The organism is Streptomyces sp. NPDC101225, from assembly GCF_044767585.1.
GTDB lineage: Bacteria > Actinomycetota > Actinomycetes > Streptomycetales > Streptomycetaceae > Streptomyces.
Window position 1 is genome coordinate 1 of the sequence record NZ_JBIWOE010000049.1, and the last position, 14,985, is coordinate 14,985.

The window sequence follows — 14,985 nt, forward strand, 5'->3', positions numbered from 1 at the left end:
CTCAACCTCGCCGTCGGCGGCTACTGGCCCGGCGACCCGAACACCTCCACCTCCTTCCCCCAGCAACTCGTCGTCGACTCCGTCTCCGTCACGACCGGCAGCACCTCCACCGGCCAGGCGATCAGGGGCCTGGCAGGCAAGTGCGTGGACGTCGCCGGGGCGAACTCCGCCAACGGAACCCCCGTACAGCTCTACGACTGCAACGGCACCGCCGCCCAGCAGTGGACCGTGGGCTCCGACGGCACGATCCGCGCGCTCGGCAAGTGCCTGGACGTGACCGGCAACGGCACCGCCGACGGCTCCACCGTTCAGCTCTGGGACTGCACCGGCGGCCCCAACCAGAAGTGGGCCGTCAGCGGGGCGAACGACATCGTCAATCCACAGGCCGACAAATGCCTCGACGTGACGGGCAACAACTCGGCCAACGGCACCCGGCTGCAGATCTGGACCTGTTCGGGCGGCGCCAACCAGAAGTGGACGATCGGCTGACCGGCGGCGCTTGAACCGATGCCGACAGCGGGCCCGGCCGGTGACGGCCCGGCCCGCCCGGGCGAGACCTGTCGAACACGCCGACGGCGGCAGGCGCGTACCGTGGCATGCCGTGCCGCGCCTCAGGTGCACGCGTCAGGGCCGAACGTTCTCCAGGTCTTCGAGCAGGCCGGCGTGGGTCGGCCGCCAGCCGAGGGCCGCGCGGGTGTGGGCGCTGGACGCGGGCTGGTCCAGGGCGAAGATCGGGCCGAACGGGCCGAAGGTCTCCTGCGGGACCTCCTCGACCGGCAGGCCCAGTCGCCGGCCGATGACGGTGGCGATGTCCCGCACCGCGTCGCCCTCGTCGCCGACGGCGTGCCAGGACGTCCCGGCCGGCGCCGACTCGAGCACCAGGCGGAACAGGACCGCCGCGTCCAGCGCGTGCACGGCCGGCCAGCGCTGGGTGCCGTCGCCGGGGTAGCCGGACACCCCGGAACGGCGTGCCGCGTCGACCAGCAGGCCGGCGAATCCGCCCTGCCCCTCGTGGTGCACCGTGCGCGGCATGCGGACCGCCATGCTGCGCAGGCCGCGTGAAGCGAGATCCAGCAGCGCCGTGACCGAACGGCCCCGGCCGCCCACCGGTCCGTCGGTCGGCAGCGGATCGGCCTCGGTGGAGGCGCGGCCCGGCACCCAGGGCGTACCCGAGACCGTGACGATCGGGCGGTCGCTGCCGACGAGTTCCTGCCCCAGTGCGGTCAGCGCCGCGCTCTCCTCGGCGATCGCCCGTGCGAGCGCGTCCGGACTGCTGTAGTCGCGTCCGAAGGCGAGGCTGATCACGCCGTCGGCCCGCGCGGCGCCGGACCGCAGGACGTCGAGGTCCGCGAGATCCCCGCGCAGGACCTCGGCGCCCGCGCCCCCGAGGGACTGCGCCGAGCGGTCCGAGCGAGCCAGGGCGAGAACGGTGTGGCCGTTGGCGAGCAGTTCGGCGACGACGGCGGAGCCGATGGTGCCCGTACCGCCGGTGATGAAGACGTGCATGAACTCTCCCTCGAAGTGATGGGACCTTTGTCCCATCACTGACTCTACACGGTGATGGGACAAAGGTCCCATCGCCTATCCTGGTCTCATGGCTAGATGGCAACCAGGGGCGTCCCAGCGACTCGTCGTCGCGGCCGTCGACCTGTTCACCGAGCAGGGGTACGACGCCACGACGGTGGCCCAGATCGCCGAGCGCGCCGGCGTCACCAAGAGCACCTTCTTCCGCCACTTCTCGGACAAGCGCGAGCTCCTGGTCGCCGGGCAGGAGACACTCAGCAGGCTGCTCGCCGAGGGCATCGCCGAGGCGCCCGCGAGCGCCAGCCCCCTTCAGGCGGTGGCGGCCGGCCTGGAGCGCGCGTCGGGCGCCATGGGACCCGCGAACCGCGAGCTCGGCCCCCGCCTCCAGGCAGCCGTGGCAGCCAGCACGGAGCTGCAGGAGCGCGACGCCCTCAAGAGCGTCGGCCTCGCGGCCGCCATGACCGACGCGCTCGTCGCCCGCGGTGTCCCCGACCCGACCGCGCATCTCGCGGGCGAACTGGGAGTGCTCGCGTTCAAGCGGGGCTACGCCACGTGGTCCCAGAGCGATCGTGACGACGGGGAGGGGCTGGCCCCCCATGCGCTGGCGGCCCTGGACGACCTGCGCGCGGCGACCGCGTCGCTGGGCTGACCCGTCCCGCCGCCCGTGGGCGAGGTGCGCGAAATCGAGGTGCGCGAGCGCCGGGCCGGCGGCACCCTGCCCGGTGCATCGCGAACAGATCTCCCGCATCGCTCGTACCGGGCACCCGATCAGGCCCCCGTTCGACGACGACTCGGTGCGCCGCCTCCTGCAACGGTCTCCCGACCGGCGAGGAGCGGGTGCTCGACCTCGGCTGTGGGGACGGGAACAGCACCGCCTCGTCCTGCGTGGCCGGAAGGCCGAGGAGTTCGTGTCCGGAAAGCCGAGGAGTTCGTGTCCGACAAGCCGTTCGACGTGGTCCTCAGCTTCGGGGCCGCGCACGCCTTCGGCGGCCTGCTGCCCACCCTCGCGGCAGCCAGGACCCGTCCGGCACCCGGCGGCCGCGTCCTCGTCGGCGACGGGTTCCGGGAGCGCCCGCACTCCCAGGCAGCCGTCGGGATGCCCGGGGACTTCGCCGACCTCGCGACCACCGCGGAACGCGTCGAAGCCGACGGCTGGACTCCGGTCGGCGGTCACGTCAGTACACGGCAGGACCGCGGCCTGAGCCTCAGCCTGCGACGAGTCCCACGACGAGGTTGATGGCGGTCGCGAGGATGCCGGCGCCGAACACGTAGGACAGCAGGCAGTGACGCAGCACGATCCCGCGGATCACCGAGCTGGAGACACTGGTGTCGGACACCTGATACGTCATGCCGAGGTTGTAGCTGAAGTAGAAGAAGTCCCGGTACGCGGGCGGGGCGTCGGAGTTGAAGTCGATGCCGCCCGATGTCTCGTAGTAGGCGTAGGCGTAGCGGGCGGCGTACATCAGGTGCAGGGCGGCCCAGGCCAGAGCCACGCCGAGGACCGCGAGTGCGGCTCCGGCGTGCCCGGTGTCGGACGGTCCGACCAGGAGCAACAGCACGATGGCCACCAGACCGCATGACGCCACGGCCACGACGACGAGTTCCTCGACGAGGGGGCGGAAGTCCTCACGCCGGGCGTTTCGCCTCGTGTCGGCCGCACCCATCGGCCACAGCACGGCCCATCCCGCCGCGACGAAGGCCAGTTCGGTCATGGCGATCCCGGCCAGCGCCCCCCGCGCGGCACCCACCGCGAGCCCCACGACCGCACCGGCCACGGCACCCAGGACAACGGCACCGGACAGTCGGGGCATGGCATCCACGGGCAACCAGGTCTTCATGGACCAGCACAGTAATTGCGCCGACGACGACCCATGCGGCGGCGCGACATGTGTCATGCCGCGATCTCGTCACCACTGTGACGGCAGTCAAGGCCACCGTGCCGTCCGGAGGGTTTCGGCCACGTACGTGAGCAGATTGTTCAGGCATTCCGTACCATCGCTCAGACACGACTGTGCGACAGTAACTGCCCAGGCCCACACAGCACCTGGCGGAAGAACACGCACATTGGACTTCGCATACGCCGGGGGCTCGCCGCCCACCGGCCGTAGCACCCAGGAAGGGTGTGAGCACCATGTCCGAAACTCCGACGGTAGCAACCGAGTTGACCTCGCAGTACAGCACGCAGGTGGCCGACGACCTCGAGCGCAATCTCAAGGAGCAGGCCCGTCTGACCGGTGAGATCGACGCGCTGCAGGCACAGCTGGCGGCACTGCGGCACGACAACACCGTGCTGGTGAGCATCCAGCAGGCCCTCGGAGTCCCCACTCCCCCCACAGCCGAACCCGTCGCGGCCGTGCCCGCCCCGCGCAAGAAGCGGACTCCCGCCGCCAAGGCCCCAGCCAAGCGGAAGCAGGCCGAGAAGGCCGCCGCGCCGGCCCGGAAGCGGGCCGGGAAGAAGGCCACCACCGGGAAGAAGGCCGCCGCCAGGACGCCGGCCGCGTCGGCCGCCCCGTCCCCTTCCACCACGGCGCCCACGCTCGTCGACCTCGTACGCGAGCATCTGGCGGGGCAGAACGAACCGCGCTCCGCGGCCGAGATCAGCACCGCCCTGGGACAGCAGCACCCGGAACGCACCGTCAAGACCACCGTCGTGCGCACCACACTCGAAGGACTCGTGGCCAAGGCGCAGGCCCAGCGCACCAAGCAGGGCACGTCGGTCTTCTACACCGCCCCGGAATCCGCCGGAGCCACCAGCTCGGGCGAGTCGGCCGACGAGCCCTCCGCCTGACGGGGGTTCAGCAGCCACCGAGCGTCAGCGCGCCGGGTGCCCCATGGCGGTGACGACATGGCCCGGCCGCCTCGGGCCTCCGTGGCGAGCAGCACCTCGGTGTGTTCGGCCGGGTGGCGGCCGGACCGCCGGAGTCGGCCTCACCCGCCGGCCGCACCGTTCACGCGTCCCGCGGGCCCGGTCCCGCCCCTGGCCGCGCTCGGCGGAATCGCGCTCGCGACCACGTCGAAGAGATGACCGGCGTGCGGCGCGAGCGAAGGCTGGTCGCCGAGCCACGCGAGCATCGCGACCAGCGCGAACAGTTCGGTGCCGTCAAGATCGCTCCGTGCTCCCCCGGCGGCCTGGGCGCGGGCGAGCAGCCGCGCACCGGCCGTGCGCAGGGTGACGCACGAGGCATGGAGGGCGGACTCCGCGTCCTCGATCGCGGCCGCCATGAGCACCGTCACGCCCCGGTACTCGGTTGTCCATGCGACGCATTCCCGCAGCCACGTGACGAGCGCCTCCGCAGGGGAGGCCGACTTCTCCAACTCGTCGGCGCGCGCGGTCAGTTCGTGGAAACTCGTGCGGAGCAGGGCGTCGAGGAGCGCCTCACGCGTGGGGAAGTGCCGCAGCAGTGTCGCGAGCCCGACGTCGGCCCTGCGTGCGATGTCGCGCAGGGACACGTCCACGCCCTGCTCGCCGATGGCGGCAGCCGCCACCTCGAGCAGGTGGTCGCGATTCTTCCTGGCGTCGGCCCGCATCTGTCTCCCTTGACCATCCGGATCAGTGGTCCATATATTCGGATCAGTGGTTCGGATCAGTGGTTCACTTATATGGAGCACCGATCCGGATGAGACTATCCCGCGGGCACGGACAGGAGAAGACGATGCCGACCCGAATGATGAGAGCGGTCCGCCTCCATGAGCACGGCGGCCCGGACGTTCTGCGGTACGACGAGGTGCCGATGCCCGAGCCGGGGCCGGGCGAGGTGGTCGTCGGAGTGCGCGCGGTCGGCGTCAACCCTCCGGACCGGTACCTGCGCGACGGGATGACCACGATGCCCGGAGAGACCGAACCGACGGTCCGTCTGCCCGTGATCCCGGGGACGGACGTGTCGGGCGTCGTCGAGGCCGTCGCCGCGGACGTGACGGGCCTCGCCGTCGGCGACGAGGTCTTCGGTCTCCTGCGTTTCCCCGGCTTCCGCGGCAGCGCCTACGCCGAGTACGTGGCCGCGCCCGCGTCCGACCTCGCCCTCAAGCCCGCCGGCATCGATCACGTCCATGCGGCCGGGGCGCCCATGGCCGGGCTGACGGCGTGGCAGTTCCTGATCGAGGTCGGGCACGATCACCCCTCGCCCTTCCAGGACAAGCCGCATCGCCCGGCACCGCTCGACGCCGGCACGACGGTGCTCGTCAACGGCGCGGCGGGCGGCGTGGGGCACTTCGCGGTGCAGCTGGCGAAGTGGCGGGGCGCCCACGTCATCGCGGTGGCGTCGGGCGCGCACGCGTCCTTCCTGCGCGAGCTCGGCGCCGACCGGTTCATCGACTACACCGAGCACCGTGCCGAGGACCTCGTGCACGACGTCGACCTCGTCGTGGACACCGTGGGCGGCCCCGGCAGCGAACGCTTCCTGCGCACGCTCAGGCGCGGTGGTGCCCAGTTCCCCGTGCTGCCGGGGGTGTTCGACGAGGAAGAGACCGCGATGCGGGGTGTCACGGTCTCGAGCGCCCAGGTCCGCTCCAGCGGCGCGCAACTCGCCTCCCTGGGGCGGCTGCTCGATGCGGGCACCGTGCGCGTCGCGATCGACAGCACGTTCGCCCTGGCCGATGCCCGCGCGGCACACGAACGTGCCGCTCGTGGGCACGTCCGGGGCAAGATCGTACTGACGGTCGATCAGCACCCCACCACCCTCCACCGGCATCTCGAAGGCGCCCTGCCCGGCGACGGCTGACGTGCCCCGCATGCCCCGCATGCCCCGCATGCCCTGTGAGGGCATCTCCGCTGCGCTCGCTGCCCTGGGGATGATCCACTGGAGGTATGACCCAAGAGCCGCTGAGTGTGCCCGTGTCCTCCCCCTCGGCCCGTCCGCTGGTCGAGGCCCTGTGCGCCGCGCTCCCGCGGGGCAGCGTCCTGCGGGACACGGACGTCGTCGCCGGTCTCAGTCACGACGAGGCCGAGTGGGCACCGGTCGGCCGCGCGGCCGCCGTGGTCCGTGCGCGGAGCACCGAGGACGTACGCCGCACCGTCGAGGTCTGTCTCCACCACGGCGCCCCGGTCGTCGCCCGGGGCGCCGGCACCGGGCTGTCGGGCGGCGCGAACGCGGTGGACGGCTGCGTGGTGGTGGCCCTCGACCGGATGGCGTCGATCCTGGAGATCAACCCGCTCGAAGGGCTGGCCGTCGTGCAGCCCGGCGTCGTCAACGACGACCTGCGCGCGGCCGTCGCCGAGCACGGCCTGTGGTACCCGCCGGACCCGGCGAGCTCACCGTGGTCCACGATCGGCGGCAACGTGGCCACCAACGCGGGCGGCCTGTGCTGCGTGAAGTACGGCGTCACACGGGACTACGTCCTCGCACTCGAGGTGGTCACCGGTACCGCCGAGGTGGTGCGCCTCGGCCGCCGTACCGCCAAGGGCGTGGCGGGCTACGACCTGGCCGGACTCGTCGTCGGCTCGGAGGGAACGCTCGGCATCGTCACCGAGGTGACCGTCCGGCTCCGGCCGCTGCCCGCACCGGCGATCACCGTGGCCGGGTACTTCTCCGACGTGGTCACCGCGGGCGAGGCCGTCCGGGCCGTCGCGGCCGCGGGCATCACGCCGTCGGCGCTCGAACTGGTCGACCGGCACTGCCTTCGAGCGGTCGACGCCTGGAAGAACATGGGCCTCTCCCTCGAAGCCGACGTCGTGCTGCTGGCCCGGGTCGACGAGCCCGGTGCACGGGGCGAGGAGCTCGCCGACCAGGTCGTGGGCTGCTTCCGCGGTGCGGGCGCGACCTGGGCCGAGCGGTCCACCGACCCCGAGGAGGCCGAAGCCCTGTTCGCCGCACGGCGGTTGGCCTATCCGGCGCTGGAACGGCTCGGTCCGGTGCTCACCGAAGACGTGTGCGTCCCGCGCGAACACGTCCCGGCCATGCTCGGCCGCATCGAGGAGATCGGCCGCAGCCACGCTGTCACCATCGCCAACATCGCCCACGCCGGCGACGGCAATCTGCACCCGCTGCTCATCACCGGCCACGGGGACGAGGCGGCCCGCGCCCGGGCCCAGCTCGCCTTCGAGGAGATCCTCGACGCCGTGCTCGCCTTCGGCGGGACGGTCACCGGCGAGCACGGCGTCGGAATCCTGAAGGCCGACGGCCTCGGGCGCGAGCTCTCGCCGGCCGTCCTCGCCCTGCACCGCGCCGTGAAGGGCGCACTCGATCCGCACGGCATCCTCAATCCCGGCAAGGCGTTCCCGGACGGAGCGTGAACGGCGCGGCCGAGGGGCGGCGTCCGCCCCTCGACCACCCCGCCCCTCCCCTCCCCTTCCCTATCGGCCGGCGTGACGTTCCGCTACGACCGCGTGTCCGCGGGCGGCGCCTGCGTGCTGCACGTCAGCGGGACGCCCGTGGGCACCAGGCGTTCGACCGACCCCGGATTGCCGTGCACGGAGGCCAGTTGGGCCTTGTTCAGGAAGCCGATGAACAGCTGTGTCCCGGACGGCATCGCCGACGGGGTGAAGACGAACGTGACCTTGCCGTTCTCGCCCCGGACGCCCTTCATGACCTTCCCGACGCCGGGCCCCACACCACTGGGGTCGAGCGTTCCGTCGTCCTGGGGCCCCTTGCAGAACTCGCCCTCCTTGATGAGCACGGGGAAGCCCGCCCTGCGCAGGGCGTCCTGCAGACCCGCGTGGTCGGTGAAGTACCGCTGCTTGTCGAAGGTCGCGTGGACCGTGCCGTCCTTCTTGGTGTCCACGGTGTACGCCGCCGTGCGGATGTGCACGGCGCCCGCCCCCGTACTGTCGCCCGCCGCGCTGCCGTCGCCTGCCGCGGGCGGGGCCGTCGGCGGGTTGCCGTACGTGGGCACGCCGAGCGCGAGGCCCGCGGCAGCAGCGACTCCCGCCGTCATGCCCACGATGCGACGCCGACGCCGGCGCGCCCGGCCCACGGCCTCGATCCGCTCGACCGGGGTGTCCATGGTGATGCCGTCCAGCGAGTCCCTCAGCGCATCCAGTACGTCCGTGTCGTGCTCAGTCATTGCCCAACCTCCGGCTTGTCCGCGGTGACGAGGTGGCCGCGCAGTGTCGCAACCGCCCGCGACAGATGGGCGGTGACGGTTCCCGGCGCGATCCCGAGCACCTTCGCCGTGGCCAAGGTGTCGAGATCGAGGAAGACCCGGTACGCGATCACCTCCCGCTGCCGCTCGGGCAGTTGGCGCAGCACGGCGAGCAGCGCGGGGTCCAGGCCGGGGTCACCGGCCGCGCCGGCCGGAGCGTCGGGGACGCCGTCCAGCGTCACTTCCCGGCGTCGCCTGCGCCACCACGAGACCCGGGTGTTGAGCGCCGTACGCACGATCCACGCGCGCGGCGCCGGATGGCGGCTGACCTTGGGCCACGCCGTCCAGGCCCGGGTGAACGCCTCGGCGACCAGATCCTCGGCCAGCTGCCGATCACCCACACTCGCCAGGACCGCCCGCAGGCACGCGTCCCGGCTGGCTCGGTAGAAGTCCTTGAACTCCAGCTGCTTCACACCCCCTTTACGCCGCGGCTCCCCGATCCGCTTACCTGAGGGGCTCGCAGCGGGGGGCGCCGTGTTCCACGGTGCGCCGGGCCAGGAGGGTTCTCGCACACGCCCAGGCCGCTGCAGTAGGTGGAGAGGTGGCTGATCACCTTGCGACAGTGCGCGCCTGTGTTCTCCTCGGGGACATCCGGCACGGGCTGCCGGTTCAGATTGGTCACCGACAGACGGGGCCTCTGCGGCGCCTGTTGCCGACGGGCGGGGATTCGGCCCTGTCGGAAATCGGGGTCTGCCTTACCCGTGATCAGCGTTCAGCTTCTTCAGAGCACGGGCGGTGAGTTCTACTGCGATCAATACCGTGGCCGTATTGGCAACGGTCACGGCAACTTTGTTGTCATGCTTGACGTCGAGGAAGCGGACGCACTTCTCGCTGCGCAAGTCATTTGCGTCCTCATGTTCAAGGCGGATCTCGATCGTGCCAGGGCCGGGCATCGCGTAGGCGACGGCTGGCAGTGGCTTGGCAGCACGGTAGATGCGGACGTAGGTCGGGTCGCGGGGTGCTTGCTCGTTGGGTTTACGTAGGTCGCCGCTGAGCTCTCCGCTCTCCAGCACCCGGCGTACGTAGTCGTCTGTGCTGGCTGCTGCTTGCGTATCCGCTTTTTCTCGTCCCCATATGAGTTGCATGATTCGGTACTGCTGGTCCGCGGGAAGGTGTCTCAAGAGGACCCCTGCTTCCTTGGTAGCCGATCCAATCGGATTTTACTGATCATTGACGTCTTATCAAACGAAACTGTCGTCCGCTGAGCCCGCTGTCAGGTCAGCGTGGTGAGCACCCACTGGTCGGCAGCTGCCGCGGTCTCGTAGAACCGTTGGAGATCGGCGTAGTGACTGCGTAGCTCTTCGGCCCGTTGCCTGTCGTAGCCGGACGGGTAGACGTCGTCTGCGTCCATCGCTTCCTCGTCGGCGAAGTCCGCCAAGGCATCGAAGTCCAGCCCTGCGAGGAAGTCCGCGGCCCGGACGACCTCTTCGGCGGTCAGTAGGCCCGGCGGGGCGTAGTCGAATGGCTGCTCTTCCAGGAACGGAGTGCCCATCACCGGGTCGACCGGGCAGCCCGAGGCGGTGAGCAGCCATTGGAGGGCGTTCCATGCCTTGTCCAGCGACAAGACGGCCCGGAACTTCTCGCCTTCGCGCATCTCCGGGCGTGGCCAGGCCTGACCGGCGACGGCTGTCCGTGCGGTCTCCGGTTCCACGCGCATCAATTCCATGTAGATCCCCATGGGCGCACAGCATGCCGGACGAGCGGGCGGACGAAGACCGGCAGCGGAGGTCATTTCCAGCGAAGAGCGCGCCGGCGTTCCTTACGCTCGGCGGCGGCACGCTCGCCGAGGGCTCGGAGGTCTCTGCTCAGGGTGTTCGTGGTGCGCGTGTCGGCATGGAGCGCTTGTTCGGACCGGCCCTTGGGACGGCGGACCGTCACGTAGATGCCGATGCCCGCACCTGTGCGGCCCCGACCGGGCAGTTCTCGTGGTTGACGAGACCGGCGACCTGAAAAGAGCACCAACGCCGCTACGTCTCCTGGGCCCGCTGGGCCACCCTCGCCAGGCTCGCCCACGCCTTCCTCGCATCGTCCGCGCTCACGAACACACTCGTCGTCCGGCCGGCCCACCGGCTCAGCCGGTCAGACTGGCGACGCGGCATGAAGCCCGATCCCGCACGAGCCACTACCAGCAACAGACCGCAGATCAGACATGAAGATCACGATCTACCGCCGGAGTACTGGGCGTGACCACTCCGCACTCCGCACAGCGTGAACCGATGCGTGCCGGGTAGGTAAGGGGGGCCCGCGAGGACAGGGCAGGTCGGGGCGGACGTACAACTGGGAAGGGGCGGCCACATGACCATGGAGCAGGCTTCCGGAGGTCCGGTGGACGCGGTCGTCGAGTACGCCGGCCGGGTCCTCCTGGTGAAGGCCGGGGGCGACTGGAAGCTGCCCTCGGGCGATCCCGAACTCGCCGAACCGGCGCCGGCCACCGCGGCCCGTGTGGTGTACGAACTCACCGGCTACCTCGTCGACGGCACGACGCTCCTCACCCCGGACGGGACGGACACGGCGGACACACGCCCGGCCGTGGTGTGCCAACTGCTGAGCGAGACCCCCTCCGGCGACGCCCGGCTGAGCCCGGACGAGTTCACCTGGGTGCCGATCGCCGAAGCCGTCGCCGCCGGAGTCTCCCAAACCGTGCGCGTATACCTGGAGGGCCACACGCCCGTCTAGGGCCCCATGGCCGCGGAGAGATGTCCGCCTTGTCCGCCGAGGCGGTCGCGAACGCCTCGGGCCCACGGGTCGGCGCGATCGGCACCGCCACGCTGCCCACGCCGTCGGCACCCCCATGGACCGGCACCTTCTGCCCGCTCCGCACCTGGACCCGGTCCACCAGCCCCGCCCCAAGGCCGTGATCACCGTCGGCGGCAGCACCGCGGCCCCTCTCGCCGACAGCGCGACGGGCTTGCGGGCCGGCAGCAGGGTGTCGACCGCGGCGAACTCCGTCAGCCCCTGCTCCGGCCCGGGTACCGACTGCTGAAGGTCCCCGCAGCTGAAGCGGCCATCCGAGCTCCTCCACCCCGACCGCGTGCCTCGCGCACCTCATCCCTCGGTCGCCAGCGGCAGCTCCCCGCCCATGTCGACAAAACGAACAAGTCGCCGTGATTGAGACGAGCCGACCCGGCTTCCCGGTCGCCGGTCGAACGGACTAGTCTGTCCGGTATGGCGACCCGCGTACGCAAGACCAACACGGAGCAGAAGATCCTCGACACCGCAGCCGCGCTCTTCCACCGGCACGGGCTGCGCGGGGTCGGTGTCGACCAGATCATCGCGGAATCCGGGGTGGCCAAGTCCACGCTCTACGCCCACTTCCGGACCAAGGACGACCTCATCGCGGCCTACCTGCACCGCACGGACGAATCCTGGATGGAGCGCCTGCGAGCGGCCGCCGAGGCCGCGGGCCCCGATCCCGTGGAGCAGATGGCGGGACTCTTCGACGCGCTGCTCTCATCCTTCGACCGGCACGGGTTCTTCGGCTGCCCCTTCGTCAGCGCCGCCGTCGAGGCCGAGCCGGATTCCAAGGCCCATGCCGCCACCACAGCCCACACGCGGCGCCGGCAGGAGTGGCTGAGGAGCCTCGCCGCCGCAGCCGGGGCCGACGATCCCGCCGCCCTGGCAGCGCACCTGGGGCTGCTGATCGACGGCGCTCTCGCCTCGGGGCGTCTGCTGCAGGACCGTGCCGTCGTGGACGCCGCCAAGGCAGCCGGCCGCGCGGCCGCCCTTTCCCGCACAAGCGGCAAGGCCGCCTGACCGACACGCGGCGGGTGGAACCATGCTCAGCGGGCAACGCCCGGAGCGCCACCTCCTCCCGCACGGTCCAGCGGTGACAGGCACCGACGGCGAGGCGACGTCGAGGCTTGGTGGCGCTCATGAGGGTGACCACCGCCGAGCGCGAGGCCGCAGGTCGCCGCACCCTCACAGGTTGCGTTCGGCCTCGGTCGCCTCGGCGCGGCCCTTGACATTGCGGACCGGGGTCGCCGTTTCGAGCATGGCGCTCACCGTGCACCCGGGCTCGGGCTCCGGCGCCGCGCTCCGGTACGGCGGGGCACCGAGAGACGTAGGCTCGCTCATCCGGTGAGCCGCCCGGATTCGAGCGGTGCCGGGCTGCGCCTGCCGCATGCCGGAGCGGCGCAACTCCGCCCGGCGTGTTGCCGTGCCGGGCGGTAGGCCGCACTCCCCGGCGCGCCTGCCTCGACGACCCCGCCACGGGCGGATGGCGGGGTCCGCCTCCCGCCTCAGATCCGGCCGCCGGTCATCCGCGTGATCGGACCGTGCGTACGACGCCCCGCCCGCCGTCCTGCCACGTACGACGTGGCGCCCAACGCCGACACACCCGCACCCACGCCGACGGCGATGAACTTGCGCTGGGCGATCACCGTCCATGCCGTCTTGGCGAGGGCCGCAGCCTGGCTAGAGGCGGCGACGACCGCCTCACGGCCGGCCTGCACACGCCTGGCCGCGCCGTGCACGACCGCGGAGGTCGCCTCGGCCGTACGCCCGGCCTTGTCGGCCCCCGCTGACGTCATGTCATCGGACGTCTCGGCCGCCGTGTTCGCCGGCTGCGACGCGGGGGCGGTCGCCTTCGCACTCCGCTCCGATGCGAAACCTTGGTTCGTGCCGCTGTTCGATTGACTCATGAACTTCGCGTTGCCGCTCGCGTCCAAGGCAAACACGTTCCGCCACGACGGTGCGCCTCGACGGCGACCGGGCCGGGGGGTGCTGCCGCCCGCCGCCGCGTCCACGGCGCCGTCACCGGTCAACGGGCCCGGCCGGTCCGGGGGTTTCGCGATGCCTGTGCCGTCACGCCCACTGTCCGGCCGGCGGCTCGGGGGTGCCGTAGGCGTCCTCCCAGGAGACGACCCGGTTGCGCAGCACGCCCAGCTTCTCGATCTCGGCCTCGACGACGTCGCCGGGCTTGAGGTAGTGGGCGAACGGGTCCGGGGTGCTCGCGGCGACGCCGGCGATGGTGCCGGTGGTGATGATGTCGCCGGCGCTGTAGATCTGCGGCGAGTGGTAGGCCACCAGTTGCGGGATCGACACCGACATGCGGGAGGTGTTCGACTTCTGCCGTACGTCGCCGTTGACCCGTAGCTCCATGTCCAGGTCGTGCGGGTCGCCGATCTCGTCGGCGGTGACGATGTACGGGCCGATCGGGCAGAAGGTGTCGATGGCCTTCGAGAAGGAGAAGACGCCGGACTCCATCTCGCGGCGCTGGATGTCGCGTGCGGTGATGTCGTTGAAGACCAGGTAGCCCGCGATGTGCTCGGCGGCCTGCTCGGCGCCGAAGAACTTGCCCGGCCTGCCGATGACGACGGCGAGCTCCAGCTCGTAGTCCAGCTCCCGGGTCAGGTTGGCCGGGTAGACGATGTCGTCCTCGGGGCCGACGATCGCGTCCACGTTCTGGAAGAACACGATGCCCCTGTTGACCGGGTGGGACCAGTCCACACGTGCCAGGTCCTCGTGGTGCTCCCGGAAGTTGCCGGCCGTGTGGAAGAACTTCTTCGGCACGATCGGCGCGCGCAGCCGCACGTCGGTCAGCGGGTACGTGCGTCCCGTCGCCGGCACCCGGCCCGCGCGCTCGAAGTACTCCCGGGTGGTCGGGACGTCGAGTCCGACCACCGTGTCGCCGTCCAGGCGACCCACGAGTGCGGTGTCCGGGCCCGCGTCGAACGTCACCAGTTTCATCCGGTCCTCCGTGGCTCCTCGGCCATCACAACGGTCGCGGGTGCATGCTGGGGACCGTAGTCGACGCCCGTACGAGGTGTCCGCCAAAGGACTTCGCCGCCGCCCGCACCCCGCGCCCCGGTCACCGACACCGACACCGGCACCCGCACCCGCACCGGAGGCATCGGCGGCTCCGTGACGTGGCCCCGGCCGACCCCAGGGCGGACGTGGCCGTACTGGACCGGGACGGGGCCCGGCCCGGCGATCGGGCCCGCGACGGCGGCCCCGGCACGGTCCGGGGCGTCACCGCCGGTCCCACCTGCGCCGACACCTGCCGGGACGCCGTGGCCGCGTCCGCCGGACAAGTCGGAGGCACTGTCGGCGTGTTCGTGCACGCCGTCGGCGCGGACGAGGCCGGCCCGTGCTGGAGACCCCGGACGAGGTGTGGGAGCGGATCGTCGCCTTCGACGCCGTCGACGCCGTCGCGGCGAGACCGAGACCGGCCTCACCCGCGCCCACCTCGCCAGGCCCGGCATGCGCGACGCCGTGCAGGCACTGGTCCCGGCCGGACCTCCGGACACCCCGGCCGGACACGTCGGCCCCGCCCTCTTCTTCTCCGCCGGCGAGTCCGCCTTCGGCACCGGACAGGTGCTCCACGCGGACGGCGGCCGCACCCTGGTATGACCTCCCGCCCCACTCAACGCCCCCTCTGCCGAA

Annotated in this window: 20 protein-coding genes; 10 read left to right on the plus strand and 10 right to left on the minus strand. The window is 71.5% G+C overall.

Annotated features, from left to right (window positions below; genetic code table 11):
- Window positions 1-489, plus strand: a 489-nt coding sequence (locus tag ACIRPX_RS39805; RefSeq protein ID WP_404204638.1) for a lectin, incomplete at its 5' end; no start/stop codon positions are given.
- A gap of 135 nt (window positions 490-624) precedes the next feature.
- Here ACIRPX_RS39805 and ACIRPX_RS39810 read toward each other — a convergent pair.
- Window positions 625-1,506, minus strand: a complete 882-nt coding sequence (locus ACIRPX_RS39810) for an SDR family oxidoreductase (protein ID WP_404204640.1) — start codon at window positions 1,504-1,506, stop codon at window positions 625-627.
- 88 nt (window positions 1,507-1,594) lie between these two features.
- Here ACIRPX_RS39810 and ACIRPX_RS39815 point away from each other — a divergent pair, with 88 nt between their 5' ends.
- Both ACIRPX_RS39815 and ACIRPX_RS39820 read left to right on the plus strand, forming a co-directional pair.
- On the plus strand, window positions 1,595-2,173 hold the full coding sequence (locus tag ACIRPX_RS39815; RefSeq protein ID WP_404204642.1) for a TetR/AcrR family transcriptional regulator: 579 nt from the start codon (window positions 1,595-1,597) through the stop codon (window positions 2,171-2,173).
- A gap of 282 nt (window positions 2,174-2,455) precedes the next feature.
- Window positions 2,456-2,761, plus strand: a complete 306-nt coding sequence (locus tag ACIRPX_RS39820; protein WP_404204644.1) for a hypothetical protein — start codon at window positions 2,456-2,458, stop codon at window positions 2,759-2,761.
- Here ACIRPX_RS39820 and ACIRPX_RS39825 read toward each other — a convergent pair.
- Entirely contained in the window at window positions 2,730-3,362 is a 633-nt protein-coding gene (locus ACIRPX_RS39825) for a DUF1345 domain-containing protein (protein WP_404204646.1), read from the minus strand. The two genes, ACIRPX_RS39820 and ACIRPX_RS39825, sit on opposite strands and share 32 nt — an antisense overlap.
- 293 nt (window positions 3,363-3,655) lie before the next feature.
- Here ACIRPX_RS39825 and ACIRPX_RS39830 point away from each other — a divergent pair, with 293 nt between their 5' ends.
- Window positions 3,656-4,312, plus strand: a complete 657-nt coding sequence (locus ACIRPX_RS39830) for a hypothetical protein (protein WP_404204648.1) — start codon at window positions 3,656-3,658, stop codon at window positions 4,310-4,312.
- 140 nt (window positions 4,313-4,452) lie between these two features.
- Here ACIRPX_RS39830 and ACIRPX_RS39835 read toward each other — a convergent pair whose 3' ends face one another.
- Complete coding sequence (locus tag ACIRPX_RS39835; RefSeq protein WP_404204650.1) at window positions 4,453-5,052, minus strand: TetR/AcrR family transcriptional regulator; 600 nt, start codon at window positions 5,050-5,052, stop codon at window positions 4,453-4,455.
- 125 nt (window positions 5,053-5,177) lie between these two features.
- Between ACIRPX_RS39835 and ACIRPX_RS39840 the strand changes: the two genes are divergently transcribed.
- Complete coding sequence (locus ACIRPX_RS39840) at window positions 5,178-6,242, plus strand: NADP-dependent oxidoreductase (protein WP_404204652.1); 1,065 nt, start codon at window positions 5,178-5,180, stop codon at window positions 6,240-6,242.
- Between the two features lie 137 nt (window positions 6,243-6,379).
- Window positions 6,380-7,753 (plus strand): FAD-binding oxidoreductase, encoded by a 1,374-nt coding sequence (locus ACIRPX_RS39845; protein WP_404204744.1) that lies wholly within the window; start codon window positions 6,380-6,382, stop codon window positions 7,751-7,753.
- Between the two features lie 83 nt (window positions 7,754-7,836).
- Here the strand turns inward: ACIRPX_RS39845 and ACIRPX_RS39850 are convergent, their stop codons facing one another.
- The 4 genes from ACIRPX_RS39850 to ACIRPX_RS39865 all read right to left on the minus strand — a co-directional run bounded on the left by ACIRPX_RS39850 (window position 7,837) and on the right by ACIRPX_RS39865 (window position 10,279).
- Window positions 7,837-8,523, minus strand: a complete 687-nt coding sequence (locus ACIRPX_RS39850) for a hypothetical protein (protein ID WP_404204654.1) — start codon at window positions 8,521-8,523, stop codon at window positions 7,837-7,839.
- Window positions 8,520-9,014: an RNA polymerase sigma factor gene (locus ACIRPX_RS39855; protein ID WP_404204656.1), complete on the minus strand. Its 495-nt coding sequence runs from the start codon at window positions 9,012-9,014 to the stop codon at window positions 8,520-8,522. Before ACIRPX_RS39855 ends, ACIRPX_RS39850 begins: the two co-directional genes overlap by 4 nt.
- Window positions 9,015-9,296: 282 nt before the next feature.
- Entirely contained in the window at window positions 9,297-9,686 is a 390-nt protein-coding gene (locus ACIRPX_RS39860; RefSeq protein WP_404204658.1) for a hypothetical protein, read from the minus strand.
- A gap of 128 nt (window positions 9,687-9,814) precedes the next feature.
- A complete protein-coding gene (locus ACIRPX_RS39865; RefSeq protein ID WP_404204660.1) occupies window positions 9,815-10,279 on the minus strand; it encodes a DUF1877 family protein in 465 nt (154 codons plus the stop codon).
- A 617-nt stretch (window positions 10,280-10,896) separates the two neighbouring features.
- Here ACIRPX_RS39865 and ACIRPX_RS39870 point away from each other — a divergent pair.
- From ACIRPX_RS39870 to ACIRPX_RS39880, 3 genes are all read left to right on the plus strand, one after another.
- Window positions 10,897-11,277, plus strand: a complete 381-nt coding sequence (locus ACIRPX_RS39870) for an NUDIX hydrolase (RefSeq protein WP_404204661.1) — start codon at window positions 10,897-10,899, stop codon at window positions 11,275-11,277.
- Window positions 11,278-11,392: 115 nt separating this feature from the next.
- Window positions 11,393-11,584: a hypothetical protein gene (locus ACIRPX_RS39875; protein ID WP_404204663.1), complete on the plus strand. Its 192-nt coding sequence runs from the start codon at window positions 11,393-11,395 to the stop codon at window positions 11,582-11,584.
- A 182-nt stretch (window positions 11,585-11,766) separates the two neighbouring features.
- Window positions 11,767-12,354, plus strand: a complete 588-nt coding sequence (locus ACIRPX_RS39880) for a TetR/AcrR family transcriptional regulator (protein ID WP_404204665.1) — start codon at window positions 11,767-11,769, stop codon at window positions 12,352-12,354.
- Window positions 12,355-12,519: 165 nt separating this feature from the next.
- On the opposite strand, the gene ACIRPX_RS39885 is transcribed toward ACIRPX_RS39880, so the two are convergent.
- The 3 genes from ACIRPX_RS39885 to ACIRPX_RS39895 all read right to left on the minus strand — a co-directional run bounded on the left by ACIRPX_RS39885 (window position 12,520) and on the right by ACIRPX_RS39895 (window position 14,289).
- Entirely contained in the window at window positions 12,520-12,675 is a 156-nt protein-coding gene (locus tag ACIRPX_RS39885) for a hypothetical protein (RefSeq protein ID WP_404204667.1), read from the minus strand.
- A 164-nt stretch (window positions 12,676-12,839) separates the two neighbouring features.
- Window positions 12,840-13,130 (minus strand): hypothetical protein, encoded by a 291-nt coding sequence (locus ACIRPX_RS39890; protein WP_404204669.1) that lies wholly within the window; start codon window positions 13,128-13,130, stop codon window positions 12,840-12,842.
- A gap of 274 nt (window positions 13,131-13,404) precedes the next feature.
- On the minus strand, window positions 13,405-14,289 hold the full coding sequence (locus tag ACIRPX_RS39895) for a fumarylacetoacetate hydrolase family protein (RefSeq protein WP_404204671.1): 885 nt from the start codon (window positions 14,287-14,289) through the stop codon (window positions 13,405-13,407).
- Window positions 14,290-14,712: 423 nt separating this feature from the next.
- On the opposite strand from ACIRPX_RS39895, the gene ACIRPX_RS39900 reads away from it, so the two are divergent.
- Window positions 14,713-14,952 carry a hypothetical protein gene (locus ACIRPX_RS39900; protein ID WP_404204673.1) on the plus strand — a complete coding sequence of 80 codons (240 nt, stop codon included), beginning with the start codon at window positions 14,713-14,715 and terminating at the stop codon, window positions 14,950-14,952.
- Window positions 14,953-14,985 lie beyond the last annotated feature (33 nt).

Coding starts and splice junctions, on each gene's coding strand:
- ACIRPX_RS39810 (WP_404204640.1), bottom strand. CDS start 1,506: ATGCACGTCTTCATCACCGGCGGTACGGGCACCATCGGCTCCGCCGTC.
- ACIRPX_RS39815 (WP_404204642.1), top strand. CDS start 1,595: ATGGCTAGATGGCAACCAGGGGCGTCCCAGCGACTCGTCGTCGCGGCC.
- ACIRPX_RS39825 (WP_404204646.1), bottom strand. CDS start 3,362: ATGAAGACCTGGTTGCCCGTGGATGCCATGCCCCGACTGTCCGGTGCC.
- ACIRPX_RS39830 (WP_404204648.1), top strand. CDS start 3,656: ATGTCCGAAACTCCGACGGTAGCAACCGAGTTGACCTCGCAGTACAGC.
- ACIRPX_RS39835 (WP_404204650.1), bottom strand. CDS start 5,052: ATGCGGGCCGACGCCAGGAAGAATCGCGACCACCTGCTCGAGGTGGCG.
- ACIRPX_RS39840 (WP_404204652.1), top strand. CDS start 5,178: ATGCCGACCCGAATGATGAGAGCGGTCCGCCTCCATGAGCACGGCGGC.
- ACIRPX_RS39850 (WP_404204654.1), bottom strand. CDS start 8,523: ATGACTGAGCACGACACGGACGTACTGGATGCGCTGAGGGACTCGCTG.
- ACIRPX_RS39860 (WP_404204658.1), bottom strand. CDS start 9,686: ATGCAACTCATATGGGGACGAGAAAAAGCGGATACGCAAGCAGCAGCC.
- ACIRPX_RS39865 (WP_404204660.1), bottom strand. CDS start 10,279: ATGGGGATCTACATGGAATTGATGCGCGTGGAACCGGAGACCGCACGG.
- ACIRPX_RS39870 (WP_404204661.1), top strand. CDS start 10,897: ATGACCATGGAGCAGGCTTCCGGAGGTCCGGTGGACGCGGTCGTCGAG.
- ACIRPX_RS39875 (WP_404204663.1), top strand. CDS start 11,393: ATGGACCGGCACCTTCTGCCCGCTCCGCACCTGGACCCGGTCCACCAG.
- ACIRPX_RS39880 (WP_404204665.1), top strand. CDS start 11,767: ATGGCGACCCGCGTACGCAAGACCAACACGGAGCAGAAGATCCTCGAC.
- ACIRPX_RS39885 (WP_404204667.1), bottom strand. CDS start 12,675: ATGAGCGAGCCTACGTCTCTCGGTGCCCCGCCGTACCGGAGCGCGGCG.
- ACIRPX_RS39890 (WP_404204669.1), bottom strand. CDS start 13,130: ATGACGTCAGCGGGGGCCGACAAGGCCGGGCGTACGGCCGAGGCGACC.
- ACIRPX_RS39895 (WP_404204671.1), bottom strand. CDS start 14,289: ATGAAACTGGTGACGTTCGACGCGGGCCCGGACACCGCACTCGTGGGT.